Source organism: Achromobacter denitrificans NBRC 15125, from assembly GCF_001571365.1.
In the GTDB taxonomy this organism is placed as follows: domain Bacteria; phylum Pseudomonadota; class Gammaproteobacteria; order Burkholderiales; family Burkholderiaceae_B; genus Achromobacter; species Achromobacter denitrificans.
Window position 1 is genome coordinate 42327 of sequence record NZ_BCTQ01000035.1, and the last position, 14963, is coordinate 57289.

The 14963-nt window shown below is 66.9% G+C and carries 13 protein-coding genes; 2 read left to right on the forward strand and 11 right to left on the reverse strand.

Going from position 1 to position 14963, the window contains the following annotated elements; translation table 11 throughout:
• Positions 1-113: 113 nt before the first annotated feature.
• The gene (locus tag ADE01S_RS24085; RefSeq protein ID WP_062684269.1) at positions 114-650 is read right to left on the reverse strand and encodes a YqaA family protein; all 537 of its coding nucleotides are present in this window, start codon (positions 648-650) and stop codon (positions 114-116) included.
• A gap of 193 nt (positions 651-843) precedes the next feature.
• Here ADE01S_RS24085 and ilvA point away from each other — a divergent pair, with 193 nt between their 5' ends.
• On the forward strand, positions 844-2352 hold the full coding sequence (gene ilvA, locus ADE01S_RS24090) for a threonine ammonia-lyase, biosynthetic (protein WP_062684295.1): 1509 nt from the start codon (positions 844-846) through the stop codon (positions 2350-2352).
• A gap of 224 nt (positions 2353-2576) precedes the next feature.
• On the opposite strand, the gene ADE01S_RS24095 is transcribed toward ilvA, so the two are convergent.
• On the reverse strand, positions 2577-3689 hold the full coding sequence (locus tag ADE01S_RS24095; RefSeq protein WP_062684270.1) for a porin: 1113 nt from the start codon (positions 3687-3689) through the stop codon (positions 2577-2579).
• Between the two features lie 422 nt (positions 3690-4111).
• Positions 4112-4495: a DUF4148 domain-containing protein gene (locus ADE01S_RS24100; RefSeq protein ID WP_062684271.1), complete on the reverse strand. Its 384-nt coding sequence runs from the start codon at positions 4493-4495 to the stop codon at positions 4112-4114.
• Positions 4496-4878: 383 nt separating this feature from the next.
• Here ADE01S_RS24100 and ADE01S_RS24105 point away from each other — a divergent pair, with 383 nt between their 5' ends.
• A complete protein-coding gene (locus ADE01S_RS24105; protein WP_062684272.1) occupies positions 4879-5769 on the forward strand; it encodes a LysR family transcriptional regulator in 891 nt (296 codons plus the stop codon).
• 30 nt (positions 5770-5799) lie between these two features.
• On the opposite strand, the gene ADE01S_RS24110 is transcribed toward ADE01S_RS24105, so the two are convergent.
• The 8 genes from ADE01S_RS24110 to purT all read right to left on the reverse strand — a co-directional run bounded on the left by ADE01S_RS24110 (position 5800) and on the right by purT (position 14882).
• Entirely contained in the window at positions 5800-6351 is a 552-nt protein-coding gene (locus ADE01S_RS24110) for an adenine phosphoribosyltransferase (RefSeq protein ID WP_062684273.1), read from the reverse strand.
• A gap of 54 nt (positions 6352-6405) precedes the next feature.
• Positions 6406-8103 (reverse strand): thiol reductant ABC exporter subunit CydC, encoded by a 1698-nt coding sequence (gene cydC, locus ADE01S_RS24115; protein ID WP_062684274.1) that lies wholly within the window; start codon positions 8101-8103, stop codon positions 6406-6408.
• Positions 8100-9809, reverse strand: coding sequence for a thiol reductant ABC exporter subunit CydD (gene cydD, locus ADE01S_RS24120; RefSeq protein WP_242663424.1), 1710 nt, complete (start codon positions 9807-9809; stop codon positions 8100-8102). Before cydD ends, cydC begins: the two co-directional genes overlap by 4 nt.
• Positions 9810-9862: 53 nt before the next feature.
• Positions 9863-9988 (reverse strand): cytochrome bd-I oxidase subunit CydX, encoded by a 126-nt coding sequence (cydX, locus tag ADE01S_RS24125; RefSeq protein WP_043546919.1) that lies wholly within the window; start codon positions 9986-9988, stop codon positions 9863-9865.
• A gap of 15 nt (positions 9989-10003) precedes the next feature.
• Positions 10004-11158 (reverse strand): cytochrome d ubiquinol oxidase subunit II, encoded by a 1155-nt coding sequence (cydB, locus tag ADE01S_RS24130; protein ID WP_062684276.1) that lies wholly within the window; start codon positions 11156-11158, stop codon positions 10004-10006.
• A gap of 13 nt (positions 11159-11171) precedes the next feature.
• Entirely contained in the window at positions 11172-12746 is a 1575-nt protein-coding gene (locus ADE01S_RS24135) for a cytochrome ubiquinol oxidase subunit I (RefSeq protein ID WP_062684277.1), read from the reverse strand.
• A gap of 127 nt (positions 12747-12873) precedes the next feature.
• Entirely contained in the window at positions 12874-13419 is a 546-nt protein-coding gene (locus ADE01S_RS24140; protein WP_062684278.1) for a GbsR/MarR family transcriptional regulator, read from the reverse strand.
• Positions 13420-13664: 245 nt separating this feature from the next.
• Positions 13665-14882 (reverse strand): formate-dependent phosphoribosylglycinamide formyltransferase, encoded by a 1218-nt coding sequence (purT, locus tag ADE01S_RS24145; RefSeq protein ID WP_062684279.1) that lies wholly within the window; start codon positions 14880-14882, stop codon positions 13665-13667.
• Positions 14883-14963: the final 81 nt, after the last annotated feature.

Here is a 14963-nt window from a genome sequence, read left to right on the forward strand (position 1 = left end):
AAAAAAACATTTTATGCCATTGATCGAGCCTGCCCCCGAATACCCCTAGGGACGCACCCGAAACCGAGGGGGACCGGCTAAATCCGTCCCCAATTAATTGCCTGGGTGCCGCGCTAGATTTTCCCCGGGAAGAACCACAGGAGGCCGGCCGTCATGACCAGGTAGCGCAGGAATTTGCCGATGGCCATGTAGACCACGCAAGGCCAGAAGGACAGCCGCAGCCATCCCGCCACCGCGCACAGCGGGTCGCCCACGGCGGGCAGCCACGACAGCAGCAGGGCCGGCGGCCCCATGCGGTGGATCCAGTCGTGGGCGCGTTCGTGCCAGCGGCCGCGCATGCGCCCGCCTTCGGTCGCGTCGGGATGCGGATGCGGGTGTTTTTCCTTCCAGCGCTGGACCGCGCGTTCGGCTCCCAGGCCCATGGCGTAGCTGATGGCGCCGCCGAGCGTATTGCCCAGGGTGGCGACCAGGATGGCGGGCCAGAACATCTCGGGCGCCAGCTTGAGATAACCGAACACCGCCGGCTCGGACCCCAGCGGCAGCAAGGTCGCGGACACCAACGAGACGGTGAAAATCGCGGACAGGCCGACCGAGGGCAGCGCCAGCACCCCCAGCATCCAATGAACGGCGGACAACAGACTTTCTTCCATAGTGGCCGAGTGTAGCCGCGAGCGGGCGGGTTCCGGGGGCCGTCCGCCGCCGCGAGCGCGGCGCGGACCGACGCCATCCGCGGCTTTCTACCCGTCCAATAGGCGAAAAAAGGCCGAAGAAACCTGGCGGGCGGCGCGGATTTCCCTGCAATAATCTCCCCCACTTCCCCACTCTCGGCGCCACGTGCAGTCCATGTCCACTGATTATCTGAAACGCATCCTGACTTCCAAGGTTTATGACGTCGCGGTCGAATCCCCGCTGGAAGCGGCGCCGCTGCTGTCCCAGCGGATGTCGAACACGATCCTGCTCAAGCGCGAAGATACCCAGGCCGTGTTCAGCTTCAAGCTGCGCGGGGCATACAACAAGATGGCCAACCTCAGCCCCGCGGCGCGCAACCGCGGGGTGATCGCGGCCTCCGCGGGCAACCATGCCCAGGGCGTGGCGCTGGCGGCCAGCCGGCTGGGTTGCCGCGCCGTGATCGTCATGCCGACCACCAGCCCGCAAGTGAAGATCGACGCGGTGCGCCGCCTGGGCGGCGAAGTGGTGCTGGCGGGCGAGAGCTTCTCCGACGCCTATGCGCACGCGCAGGTGCTGGAGAAGAAAGAAAAGCTGACCTTCGTCCATCCGTTCGACGATCCCGACGTCATCGCCGGCCAGGGCACGGTGGGGATGGAAATCCTGCGCCAGCACCCGGGCCCGATCGACGCCATCTTCGTCGCCATCGGCGGCGGCGGGTTGATCGCGGGGGTGGCCGCCTACATCAAGCAGCTGCGCCCCGAGATCAAGATCATCGGCGTGCAGACCGAAGACTCCGACGCCATGCTGCGCAGCGTGCGCGCGGGCCGGCGCGTGCAGCTCAACGACGTCGGGCTGTTCTCGGACGGCACGGCGGTCAAGATGGTGGGCGCGGAAACCTTCAAACTCACGCGCCAGTACGTGGACGATTTCGTGGTGGTCAATACCGACGCGATCTGCGCGGCCATCAAGGACGTGTTCCAGGACACTCGCAGCGTGCTGGAGCCGGCGGGCGCGATGGCGGTCGCCGGGGCCAAGCAATACGCGGCCGAGCACAACCTGAAGGGCAAGACGCTGGTGGCCATCGCCTGCGGCGCCAACATGAACTTCGACCGCCTGCGCTTCGTGTCCGAGCGGGCGGAAGTCGGCGAAATGCGCGAAGCCATCTTCGCCGTCACCATGCCCGAACAGCGCGGCAGCTTCCGCCGCTTCTGCGAGTTGGTGGGCGAACGCAGCGTCACCGAATTCAACTATCGCATCTCCGATTCCGACCGCGCCCACGTCTTTGTGGGCATCCAGGTATCGTCCGCCTCCGAGCCCGACAAGATTGCCGCGAACTTCCGCCGCCACGGCTTCGACACCCTGGACCTCACCCACGATGAAATGGCCAAGACCCACTTGCGCCACATGGTGGGCGGGCGCTCGGCGCTGGCGCGCAATGAACTGCTGTACCGGTTCGAATTCCCGGAGCGCCCGGGCGCGCTGATGCGCTTCCTGAACGCGATGAACCCGGATTGGAACATCAGCCTGTTCCACTACCGCAACCAGGGCGCCGACTACGGCCGCATCCTGATCGGCATCCAGGTGCCGCCGGCGGACAAGAAGCAGTTCCGCAACTTCGTGGCGGAACTCGGGTATCCCCACTGGAACGAAACCGACAACCCGGCCTACAAGCTGTTCCTGTAGCGCGCCCCGCGCCGCCGCGGGCTTGCGCTCCCGGCGGGCGCTTCCTGCCTGGCGGCGGCCCGGCGGAAACACGCATAAAAAACGAGAGGGCCTCCTTGCGGAGGCCCTTCCCTTTCCTGCTCTAGAAATGTCCGGCGGCAACCAATAGGGGGGGTTCGCTGTCACTCGGCGGCCCACGGAGATGGGCCGCGCATTCAGCAAGGTCTTGCCGGACGCCCTATCGCTTAGAAACGGTGACGCACGCCCACGGCGACAGCGGTGTCGGTCGCATCGCGCTGGAACGCGTAGTTGTCGCCGTACGAGGCGTACGCGTACACGTTGGTGCGCTTGGTGAAGTCGTAGGTGTAGCCCAGGCTGTAGACGTTGAACGTCGCGTCGTCGCCGGTCAGTTTGTCATTGCTGGCGGTGGCGCGCTGCCAGGAGCCGAAGATCGCGTGGCGGCCCAGCGGCACGGTGGCGCCCAGCATGTACGAATTGGCGCGGAAGCCGTCGGCCAGCTTGAACGTGCCGAGGTTCTGCATGCCGGCGGGCGTCGTGCCCATGTTCTGGCCGACGAACCAGCCGTCGCGGGTCTGGCCGAACGCGGCCGCAACCTTCACCACTTCGAAGTCGTACGAACCGCCCAGGATGTATTCCTGGATGCGGGCGTCGGACTTGCCGCCGGTTTGGCCATTGGACGGGTTGAAGCGGTCATACGCCGCGGCCAGGTTCAGCGGGCCGTTGACGTACTGCACGCCCGCGGTCAGCACGCGGTTGTTGTTGCCGGTCTCGAAACCGGTCTGCGACGAGTCGCTGACCGAATCATCGGCGCTGAACGAGTAACCCACGCCGGCCTTGAAGCCGCCCATGCTGGGGGTCTGGTACAGGACCATGTTGTCCAGGCGCATCGTGTTGGCGCTGCCGAACGTGGTACCCATGTTGGCGGTGTTGTAGCTGATCGAGAACGGGTCGATCGAACCGAAGTACTTGGAAGCCAGGTTCGTCTGGCGGCCGAATTCGAGGCGGCCCCAGGAATCGCTATCCAGGCCCACGGTGGCCTGGCGGCCCCACAAACGGCCGTTCTGCAAGGACTTGCCGTTCATCGGGCCGAAACCGCCTTCCAGCGTGAAGACGGCGCGCAGGCCGTCGCCCAGGTCTTCAGTGCCGCGCAAGCCGAAGCGCGAGCCGCTGCTCACGCCCTGCACGCCGCCGAAGCGGCTTTGCGAGTCGCCGTTGAACTTCACCTTTTCATAGCCGATACCGGCGTCGATCAAACCGTACAGCGTCACGGAGTCGGCGGCCTGCGCGGCACCGGCAAAGCCGGCCAGCAGCGCGACGGCCAATAGCGTCTTCTTCATATAAGTCCCCAAAATGGCGAGATGAAAGGCAAACCGCAAACCCACCACGCGAACGGCCCGGATCTGCGTGCCGCAGCGAACAAGCAAGCGGCGCATGCACTGAAGCTAGTGTCCGGCCTGCGCCCATTCGAAGTAACCCGGATTTCGAAGAACTACTTTCCATGGTTGGGATAATGCCCCGTCCATGGATGACCACTCCTTACGGAAACCTGCGCTAAAGTATTGATATCAAATATGAATTATTACTCGCAATACCGCAAAGCCCCTCGCAGACATTCTGCTGCCTAGCCCCCGCGGTCAACAAGCGTTGTCGCCGGCGGCGACCAATTTCTGATGCGTAAACGCGACACTTCCGGCCCGGGACGGGTAAAAAAAACCCCTCGGCGTCAGGAGGGGTCTCTTCGGCCTTCGGGCGCGGATGCTCAACGGCCTTGGGGCGGGTAGTCGAGTTCGCCGAAGGAGTAGTCGCCGCGCGCCTTGGCCTCGGCCAGTTCCTGGCGGACCTGTTCGCGGGTCTTGCCGGCCGATTGCGACACGGCGGCCTTGGGCGGGTAATCAAGTTCGGCAGAAGTCACCTGGCCGGCGGCCTTGGCAGCTTGCAGCTCCTGCTGCACCTGGTCGCGCGACAGGCTGGTCTGCTGAGCCGTGGCGGGCGGATAGTCCAGTTCGCCGAACGTGACTTGGCCGGCGGCGCGAGCGGCCTGCAGTTCCTGCTGGACTTGTTCACGCGTCTTGCCATCGGCGTGTGCGGCGGACATACCCACCAGGGTGGCGGTAACCATGAGTGCGGTAGCTAGGGCTTTCATTGAGAGGACTCCATCCTAAACCTTGCACATCGTCTTCTGCCAGGCTGGCAGGTGCGATATGACAATTTGATTGCTGGGATGAAGTATCTGGCGATATGGTCCTAGTAAAAACCCTTATTTTGGGGAACATATTTGCACAGATGGGACAATTTTCGATCGGACCCCCCCAAACCTGGTCAATTCCTGCACAGCGTCCACGGAAACCGTGCTGCGACAAGCCTTGCCGCCATTCAGTAAAACGCAAGCTACGTAACGAAATCCGGAGCCGCCACCCGCTGGAAGGATAGTACGGCGTTGGGAAATAGACATTTCTGCTGGCGGGACAATAATTCCATTTATCATACGAATCTGCCAGAAATGGAAATTTGAACGACGAGGGCCCCATGGATATCCAGCTTAACGACATCGCGCTGTTCGTCGAAGTCGCCAAGCGCAAGAACTTCAGCCACGCCGCCGAAGCCTTGAATATTCCGACATCCACGCTCTCGCGCCGGGTCAGCGAACTGGAACGCAGCATCGGCATGCGGCTGCTCAACCGCAGCACCCGCAAGATCGACCTCACCGAGGCCGGCGCGATCTACTTCGAGCGTTGCCGGCACATCGTGGAAGAGGCGCGCATCGCCCACGACCAATTGCTGGACATGGCGGTCCAGCCCAAGGGGCGGCTGCGCATTTCCCTGCCCACCAGCCTGGCCCAGCTGTTCCTGCCCGCCGTCATCCGCGACTTCCGCGAGCAGCATCCCGACATCGAGTGCGATTTCGACCTGAGCATGCGGCCGATCGACCCGATCAGCAATCCCTTCGATCTCATCCTGCGTTTCGGCCAGCAGCCCGACTCCAGCCTGATCTCGCGCAAGATCGTGCTGATGGCCCACCAGCTCTATGCCTCGCCCGACTATCTGGCCCGCCATGGCGAGCCGCGGGTGCCGGCGGATCTCAGCCACCACGAATGCCTGCGCCCCACCATGCGCGAGGAATCCTCCTTCTGGATGCTGCATTCGGGCGACAAGGTGGAACGCGTGCAGGTGTCGGGCCGGCTGTCCGCGAACAACGTGGGCATGCTGGGCCGGCTGGCCGGACAGGGCCTGGGCATCACGCCGCTGCTGGTGTTCGACGCCATGGAGCGCGCCATCAAGCAGTCGGGCCTGGTGCGCGTGCTGCCCGAATGGAGCCTGACGCCCCTGCCGCTATTCGCGCTGTTGCCCTCGCGCATGCTGCCCGCCAAGACCAAGGCCTTCCTGGATTTCATCCAGCCTCGGCTGTCGGACGCCTAGCGGCGCCCGATGGCCGGAGGGCGCCGCGCGCTAGGGCGTGTCGGCGCCGTACTGACAGACGGTGAAGAGCGGCGTGCCGGTGGCGGCGACCTTGGCCGATCCGCCGAGATCGGGCAGGTCGATGATGGCCGCGGCCTCGACCACGTTGGCGCCCAGGCGCTGCAGCAGATTGATGGCGGCCAGCATGGTGCCGCCCGTGGCGATCAGATCATCCACCAGCAGGACGCGCTGCCCGGTGCGCACCGCGTCGGTGTGCATCTCGACCGAGGCATTGCCGTATTCGAGCGAATACTCCTCGGCCACCGTGCGGAACGGAAGCTTGCCCTTCTTGCGCACGGGCACGAAACCCAGGTTCAGTTCGTAGGCCAGCACGCTGCCCACGATGAAGCCGCGCGCGTCCACACCGGCGACGAGGTCCAATCGCTGGCGCATGTAGCGGTAGACGAAGAGATCGATCAGCACCCGGAACGCGCGAGGATCCTGCAGCACCGGCGTGATGTCGCGGAAAACGACACCGGGTTGGGGCCAGTCTGGAACGCTGCGGATGGTGCGCCGGATGTACTCGGCGTAGTCGGTCTGCATGGAAGACGGCCCTGAAGAATTGAAGCAAGGCGAACTATAACCTCGCAACCGCGCTTAAGCCAGGATTGCCGCCGCGGATGACAATTCATGAAGCCGTCCGGCCCGCAATTCATAGCAACGGTCGACGGCGCCCGGCGGCAGGGCCGCGTGCGTGGCCAGCACCACGGCGCGTCCGCGCACCGCCGCGCCCAGGTCCTGGAAGAACGCCGTCTCGGCGGCGGCGTCCAGCCCGGCCGTGGGCTCGTCCAGCACGATGACCGCCGCCGGCGACAACAGCGCGCGCGCCAGGCACAAACGGCGCGCCTGCCCGGCCGAGAGCTGCGAACCGGTTTCGCCCGCCCAGGTGTCCAGGCCGTCCGGCAGGCCGCGCACGAACTCGCCCAGCCGCGCGGCATCCAGCGCGCGCCACAGCGCGGCGTCGTCGGCGTCCGGATCGCCGATGAGCAGGTTGGTGCGCAAGGTCCCCAGGAACACGGGCGCATCCTGCGACAGCAGCGCGATGCGCCGATGCCAGTCGGCCTGCGCGCAATCGCGCGCATCAGAGCCGCCGAAGCGCACCTGGCCAGCCCGCGGATCCTCCAGGCGCAGCAGCAGGTGCAGCAGGGTCGATTTGCCGGCGCCGCTGGGACCCAGGATCGCCACCCTCTCTCCCGGCAAAACCCGCAGGTTCACGTCTTCCAGCACCGGCGCATCCACGCCCCGCGCCCGGGCCGGATACGCGAAGCGCACGCGGTCCAGTTCCAGCGCGCCGCTGGCCGGCAGCGCTTGCGGCGCGGCGGGATCCTGCATGTCGGGCTCGCATTGCGTCACTTCCCGGATGCGCGCCGCGGCCGACATCGCGGAACCCATGCGCGAGGCCCCGCGCATGATCGGCCCCGCCACCTCGAAAATGCCGATGACCGCCAACAGCAGGCCCGCCAGCGCCGGCCCGCCGATCCGCCCCGCTTCGAGCGTGTCCAGGCCGAACCACAGCAGGGCCAGCACCGACGCGCCGGCCGCGACCTGCAGGAAAAACTGGCCTCGGGCCGCCACCCGCGCCTGGCTGCGCCGCGCCACCGCGCTGGCCTCGCACAGGCGTTCGAAGTGCTCGGCCGTCTGGGCCTGCGCATGCATGGCCACCATGTCGGCATGGCCGTCCACCGCGTCCAGCGTCGCGGCGCGCAACCCCGCCGCGCTTTCCTGCGCGGCCGCGCCTGGCTTGCGCGCGGCCCGCACGAGCCACAGCGGCACCAGCACGCAGGCCGTCAACAGCGCCAGCGCGAACGCCAGCGCGGCCGCGGGCATCCATTGCCCCAGCACGGCGGTCAGCACGGCCCCGGCCAGCAGCGCCGTCGCCAGCGGCGCCAGCACGAAGAGGAATACGGTGTCCAGCGCGTCCACGTCCCCCGTCATGCGGGCCACCAGATCGCCGTCGCGATAGCGCGCCAATTGGCGCGGCGTCAGCCGGACGAGCGCGGCGAACACCGTGGCGCGCAGGTCCGCCAGCAGCCGCAGCGTGGCCGAGTGCCCGACCACGCGGTCGGCGTAGCGCGACACGATGCGCAGGAACGACAGCCCGCGCACCAGAGCCGAAGGCGCGAACAGGTTGAACGCGCCGCCCGCGCCGGCCAGGGCTGCGCCGGTCAGGAACCAGCCCGACACGCCCAACAGGCCCACGCCCGCGGCCACCGTGGCCAGGGCGCAGAACAATGCGAGCAAAAGCCCGCTTTTCCGGCGGGCATAGAGCGGCAGGAGCAACAACAGGTTCTTCATGCGTCTTCCACTTTTCCGGCGGCCACGCGCAGGCTGCGGCCCAGGCGCGCCGCCACGGCGGGCGCGTGCGTCGCCAGCAGCAGGGTCCGGCCCGAGGCAAAGGCCAGGATCTCGTCCAGCACCCGCGCCTGGGTGGCGTCATCCAGGTGCGCGGTGGGCTCGTCCAGCAGGATCAGGCCGGGATCGCGCAGGAACAGCCGCGCCAGCGCGACGCGCTGCGCCTGCCCGCCCGACAGGCCATGCCCGCGCGCGCCCAGCGGCGTGTCCAGGCCTTGCGGCAAGGCCTCGGCGAACTCCAGCACGCAGGCGCGCCTTGCAGCGTCTCGCAGGTCGGCGTCCGAGGCCTCGGGGCGCCCCAGCCGGATATTGTCGGCGATCGAGCCCGCCAGCAACTGCGGCTTCTGCCCGATCAGCGCCACGCGGCCGCGCAACGCCGGCTCGCTCCATTCGGCCAGGGGCAGGCCGTCGATACGGATCTCGCCGTCGAACGGCCGCAGGCGCGCGATCGCCTCGACCAGCGTCGATTTGCCGATGCCGCTGGGGCCCATCAACGCCACGTGCTCGCCAGGCGCCAGGGCCAGCGCGGCGCCGGACAGCACCGGCTGGCCGCGGCCGGGCGCGAGCACGCGCAGGCCTTCCGCGGAGAGCGCCGCGCCCTTGCCCCGCTGCGCGGGCGCCGCGGCAGCGCCGCCCTCCTCGCTCCGGACGTCGTCGTCCCGCGGCAGGCCATCGAACAGCGTGGCGATCTGGGTGACCGCCGCCAGCGCCGCCGCGCGGTCGTGATAATGCGCCGCGAACTGCCGCAACGGCGCATAGACTTCCGGCGCCATCAGCAGACAGAACAAACCTGCCTGCAAGGTCAGGGGCGTCCAGCGCAGGTCGAGGAAGCCCAGGTAGGTCAGGCCGATGTAGACCGCCACGCCCGCCACGCCCAGCGCGGCGAAGAACTCCAGCACCGCCGACGACAGGAAGGCGATGCGCAGCACCGACATCGTGCGTTGGCGCAGGGCGTCGCTGGCGGCCACGACGGAAGCGGCCTCCGCCTCGGCGCGGCCATGCAGCTTGAGGGTGGACAGCCCGCGCAGGCGGTCGGCGAAGAAACCCGACAGGCGGGCGAAGGCGCGCAGGTGACGGCGGCTGGCGCCCTGGGCGCCCCACCCCACCAGTGCCATGAAGAGCGGGATCAGCGGCGCGGTGATCAGCAGGACCAGCCCGGCGATCACGTCGACCGGCAGCAGCACGACCGCGAACGCCACGGGCAGCAAGGCCGCCGCGGCCATGGCGGGCAGGTACTTGGCGAAGAAGCCGTCCAGCGCCTCGACCTGGTCCACCACCGCGCTGGCCAGTTCGCCCGCGGCGCGGCCCCGGCTCCAGTGCGGCCCCTTCAGCACCAGCCGCCTGAAGAGCGACTGGCGCACGTGGCGCTTGATGCGTTCGGAGGCGTCGGCGCCGGCGCGCTCGCCCGCCCAGCTGATACAGGCGCGCACCAGCATGAGCCCGGCGATGCCCAGGATGCCGCCGATCAGCGCCTGCCGGGGTTGCTGCCCGACGATGGCCGCGTCGAGCACGCGGGCCAGCAGCCAGGCCTGCACCACCAGCAGGACGCCGCTTACCAGGGGCGCGGCGCCCGCCAGCAGCAGCGGCAGCCTTGCTGCCCGGGCAAGCGCCACCAACCACCGCGATTGTTCGCGCGGTGGCTTGCCCAGCGCTGCCGAGGGATCGTGCTCTAGGGTGCTAGCGGGCTGTGAGGAACCGCCCCTCACTCGTCGTCGCGGCTGGCGCGCGGATCATGCGTATGCCCTTCGCGCAGCTCGAACCACATTGCGTTGAGGATGGCGAACGCGCACGCCAGGCCCAGGCCGAGTATCCACGAGAAATACCACATGGTGGAGGCTCCTTGTCAGTATGAGTTGGGCGTGCCGCCCACCGATTCTTCAGTGACCTTGCCGCGCATGACGCGGTACACCCAGGCGGTGTAGAGCGTCACGATGGGCAGGAAGATGGCGACCGCGATCACCATGATCCACAGCGTCATGTGGCTGGACGAGCCGTCCCAGATGGTCAGCCCGGCCTGCGGCTTCGTCGACGAAGGCATGATGAACGGGAAGAGCGAGAAGCCCACCGTCAGGATCACGCCGGCGATCGACAGCGACGAGGCCAGGAAGGCCAGCACGTTGGCGCGCAGAGACAGCAGCAGCGCCACCAGCACCGCGCCGCCCACGCCCAGCGCGGGCGCGATCCACATCAGCGGCCACTTCGCGTAGTTGGCCATCCAGGCGCCGTCCCGCACCGACACCGCCTTGAGCATCGGATCCGACGGGCCGGCCATGTCCACCGCAGTGGTGATGACATGGCCGCCGACGCCTCGGGCCACCCAGAAGCCTCCCGCGACGAACAGCAGGGCCGTGAGCAAGGCGCACAGCCGGCCCCAGTTGCGGGCGCGCGACGACACCGGATCCTCGGTGCGCCAGGCCAGCAGCACCGCGCCGTGCATGGCCAGCATCACCACGCTCAGCACGCCGGCCAGCAGCGCGAATGGCATGAAGAGCTGGTAGAAATGCCCTTCATAGATGGGACGCAGCGTCACCGGATCGAAGGTAAAGGGCACGCCCAGGATGATGTTGCCCATGGCCACGCCGAACACCAGCGAGGCCACCACGCCCGAGAAACAGAGCACGGCGTCCCAGCGGCTGCGCCAGCGCGTGCCTTCCATCTTGCTGCGGTACTTGAAGCCCACCGGGCGCAGGATCAGCGCGATCAGGACCAGCATCATCGCCAGGTAGAACCCCGAGAACGAGGCGGCATACAGCAGCGGCCAGGCGGCGAAGATCGCGCCGCCCGCCGTGATGAGCCAGACCTGGTTGCCTTCCCAGACCGGCCCCACCACGTTGATCACGACGCGGCGTTCCACGTCGGTCTTGGCGACCACGGGCAGCAGCGCGGCCACGCCCAGGTCGAAGCCGTCCATGACGGCGAAGCCGATGAGCAGCGCGCCCAGCAGCACCCACCACACCACGCGCAGCGTGCCGTAGTCGAAAGGAATGAGAGTTTCCATCGCTGTCTCCTCCTCAGGCGCGCACGGCGGCGCGGACAGGATCGGCCGCGGCGGTGCCGGGCGCCGGCCCATCGGATTTCGGGCCCGCCTTCACGGCATGCAGCATCACCTTCACGCCGATGATCAACAGCACCGTGTACAGCACCAGGAAAATCGTCAGGCTGATGGCCAGGTCGGCGATCGTCAGTCCCGACGCCGCGTAGTAGGTCGGCAGCACGCCTTCGATCACCCAGGGCTGGCGGCCGTACTCGGCCACGAACCAGCCGCTCTCGATGGCCACCCAGGGCAGCGGCAGGCTCCACAGCGCCACCTTGAGCAGGCCGCGGCGGCTGTCGAGACGGCCGCGCGAGGCCAGCCAGAAGGCCACGCCGAAGAACAGGATCAGGTACATGCCCACGGCCACCATGATGCGGAAGGCCCAGAACAGCGGCGCCACGTTGGGCACGGTGTCCACCGCCGCCTTCTTGATGTCGGCTTCGGTGACCTTGCTCATGTCGGGCTGGTAGCGCTTGACCAGCAGGGCGTAGCCCAGGTCCGGCCAGGTCCGGTCGAACACCATGCGCGCATCCACGTCCTTGGGATTGGCGCGGATCTTCTGCAGGGCGTCGTACGCCACCATGCCGTCGCGGATGCGGTTCTCGGCGCGCAGGATCAGATCATCGATGCCCAGCAGCGGCGTCGTCAGCGACCGCGTGCCGATGATGCCCATGACGTAGGGGATCTCGATCGCGAAGTCGTTCTTGCGCTCTGCCTGGTTGGGGATGGCGATGAGGTTGAAGGACGCGGGCGCCGGCTCGGTGTGCCACATGGACTCGATGGCCGCGATCTTCATCTTCTGGTGTTCGGTGGTGAGGTAGCCGCTTTCGTCGCCCAGCACCACGACGGACAACGCCGAGGCCAGGCCGAAGCTGGCGGCGACCGCCATCGAGCGCTTGGCCAGGTCGACGTGGCGGCCCTTCAGCAGGTACCACGCGCTGATCGACATGACGAACATGGCGCCGGCCACGTACCCCGCGCTGACCGTGTGCACGAACTTGGCCTGCGCCACCGGATTGAAGATCACCGCCGCGAAGTCGGTCATCTCCATGCGCATGGTGTCGGGATTGAAGATCGAACCCACCGGATTCTGCATCCAGCCGTTGGCGATCAGGATCCACAGCGCCGAGAAGTTGGTGCCGAACGCCACCAGCCAGGTCACCACCAGGTGGCTGACCTTGGACATGCGGTTCCAGCCGAAGAAGAACAGCCCGACGAAGGTGGCTTCCAGGAAGAAGGCCATCAGCCCTTCGAGCGCAAGAGGCGCGCCGAAGATGTCGCCCACGTAATGGCTGTAGTAGGACCAGTTCATGCCGAACTGGAATTCCATCACGACGCCGGTGGCCACGCCCAGGGCGAAGTTGATGCCGAAGAGCGTGCCCCAGAACATGGTCATCCGCTTCCAGATGGGACGACCGGTCATCACATACACGCTCTCCATGATGGCCAGGATGAACGACAGGCCGAGCGTGAGGGGGACGAACAGGAAGTGATAAAGCGCGGTCGCGGCAAACTGAAATCGCGACAGGTTGACGACGTCGAGATCAATCATTGGGGCGCTCCCAAGCAGTCGAGATGCCGCGGCAACCGGCATGGTTCCCAGGCCGTCTCTCGCGCCATGTTACGGGCGTTGGATACAACTTCATAGAGGTTTCCTGAAAAAACGTGGCGGATCAAGATCAGGCCTTGCCCCGCAATTTGCCGGCGAAGCCCAGCACCTTCTGCACTTTCGAGCCGAGTTTCATCAGGTTCTGCAGGGTTTCGGGCGGCAGTCGTTGAACCTCATCGAACCATCCGGTGGACAGTTCGATGAGCTCCAGCATTTCGTTCATGCGCTGTTGCGCGTAGGCCTCATCGGGCCCCGACGGAGGCTCCAGCAGGGTGTCGCGCAACAGGGTGAGCGTGGGATCGATTTCGCGCTTGCGCTTCTCTTCCATCAGGATGCGGAAGATCTCCCAGACGTCCTTGGGCGTCTCGAAGTAGTCGCGGCGGTCGCCTACCTGGTGGATCAGCTTCACCAGGCGCCAGGACTGCAGTTCCTTCAGCCCGAGGCTGACGTTGGAGCGCGAGAAGCCCAGCGTCTCGGCGATGTCGTCGGCGTTCAGGGGCTTGGGGGAGAGGAACAGGAGGGCGTAGATCTGGCCGACGGTGCGGTTCACGCCCCAACGGCTGCCCATCTCTCCGAAATGCAGGATGAAGCGTTCGTTTTGAGGGGTCAGTGCCATGATCGATCAGCGCCAGCAAGGTCCAGGCAGCGGCGTGATCGGACAAACATCGTTACACCGCTTTCAGAAATTTCTGAAATTATCGAACAAACTATGAGAAAGCGCAAACCACACCGGCGGGAGGGGCAAGGCCGCAATCAATCGCGTCGGCGACATCCGCCGAACCGGAGGCGCCAATGCAACCGGCCACCCGCCTGGCGGCGGGTGGCCGGTACGAATATGCGGAAAGCGGGGGAAAAGCGGGGTCAGCCCGCCTTGACGGCCACGGCGGCGGATACCCGCTTGGCCTTGGCGCGGGCGGCGGCCACGTCCTCGGCCACGGCCAGGCCCACGCCCATGCGGCGCTTGACGAAGGACTCGGGCTTGCCGAAGAGGCGGACGTCGGTGCCGGGCTCGGCCAGGGCCTCGGCCACGTTGTGGAACGAGACGGCCTTGGCCTCGACGCCGCCGTAGATGACGCTGCTGGCGCCCGGCTGGCGCAGGCTGGTGTCCACCGGCAGCCCCAGCAGGGCCCGGGCATGCAGCTCGAACTCGTTCTGGACCTGGGTGATCATGGTGACCATGCCGGTGTCGTGCGGGCGCGGGCTGACCTCGGAGAACCAGACCTGGTCCCCCGCCACGAAGAGTTCCACGCCAAAGATGCCCAGGCCGCCCAGGTTGGACGTGACCGCCAGGGCGATCTCCCGGGAGCGTTCGAGCGCGGCGGGCGACATCGGGTGCGGCTGCCAGCTTTCCACGTAATCGCCGTCGACCTGCTTGTGCCCGATGGGCTCGCAATAGCGGGTGTGGATCTGGCCGTCGGCGCCGCGCGCGCGCACGGTCAGCAGGGTGATTTCGTAATCGAAGCGGATGAAACCCTCGACGATGGCGCGTCCGCCGCCCACCCGGCCGCCCTCCTGGGCGTAGCGCCAGGCGGAGGCGACGTCGCCTTCGTCCTTGATCAGGGATTGCCCCTTGCCCGACGAGGACATGACCGGCTTGATGACGCAGGGATAGCCGATGCCGCCGTCGATGGCCTGGCGCAGTTCCTCTTCGGTATCGACGAAGCGGTAGGGCGAGGTGGGCAGCCCCAGGGTCTCGGCCGCCAGGCGGCGGATTCCCTCGCGGTTCATGGTCAGCTGGGCGGCGCGGGCCGTCGGCGTCACCCGGGCCACGCCGGCCGCTTCCAGGTCCACCAGCAAATTGGTGGCAATGGCCTCGATTTCGGGGACAATAACGTGCGGCCGCTCCTGCTCGATGACCTTGCGCAAGGCGTCGGGATCCGTCATCGAGACCACATGCGCCCGATGCGCCACCTGGTGGCCCGGGGCATCGGCATACCGATCCACCGCAATGACCTCCACGCCCAGCCGCTGCAGGGCGATGATGACCTCTTTGCCCAGTTCGCCCGAGCCAAGCAGCATGACTCGGGTGGCCAGGGGGGACAAGGGCGTGCCAAGAACGGGGCTGGGAATGCTGGACATGGGACGAACCTGGAAAGGGAGTTTGAAATCCGTTGAAAAGAGCCGCCAGGATGCCATACCCCCCTGCCCGGGGCAAACCCG

Bases quoted from the DNA above. Each gene is read 5' to 3' on its own strand.
- ADE01S_RS24085 (WP_062684269.1), bottom strand. From the start codon at position 650: ATGGAAGAAAGTCTGTTGTCCGCCGTTCATTGGATGCTGGGGGTGCTG.
- ilvA (WP_062684295.1), top strand. From the start codon at position 844: ATGTCCACTGATTATCTGAAACGCATCCTGACTTCCAAGGTTTATGAC.
- ADE01S_RS24095 (WP_062684270.1), bottom strand. From the start codon at position 3,689: ATGAAGAAGACGCTATTGGCCGTCGCGCTGCTGGCCGGCTTTGCCGGT.
- ADE01S_RS24100 (WP_062684271.1), bottom strand. From the start codon at position 4,495: ATGAAAGCCCTAGCTACCGCACTCATGGTTACCGCCACCCTGGTGGGT.
- ADE01S_RS24105 (WP_062684272.1), top strand. From the start codon at position 4,879: ATGGATATCCAGCTTAACGACATCGCGCTGTTCGTCGAAGTCGCCAAG.
- ADE01S_RS24110 (WP_062684273.1), bottom strand. From the start codon at position 6,351: ATGCAGACCGACTACGCCGAGTACATCCGGCGCACCATCCGCAGCGTT.
- cydC (WP_062684274.1), bottom strand. From the start codon at position 8,103: ATGAAGAACCTGTTGTTGCTCCTGCCGCTCTATGCCCGCCGGAAAAGC.
- cydX (WP_043546919.1), bottom strand. From the start codon at position 9,988: ATGTGGTATTTCTCGTGGATACTCGGCCTGGGCCTGGCGTGCGCGTTC.
- cydB (WP_062684276.1), bottom strand. From the start codon at position 11,158: ATGGAAACTCTCATTCCTTTCGACTACGGCACGCTGCGCGTGGTGTGG.
- ADE01S_RS24135 (WP_062684277.1), bottom strand. From the start codon at position 12,746: ATGATTGATCTCGACGTCGTCAACCTGTCGCGATTTCAGTTTGCCGCG.
- ADE01S_RS24140 (WP_062684278.1), bottom strand. From the start codon at position 13,419: ATGGCACTGACCCCTCAAAACGAACGCTTCATCCTGCATTTCGGAGAG.
- purT (WP_062684279.1), bottom strand. From the start codon at position 14,882: ATGTCCAGCATTCCCAGCCCCGTTCTTGGCACGCCCTTGTCCCCCCTG.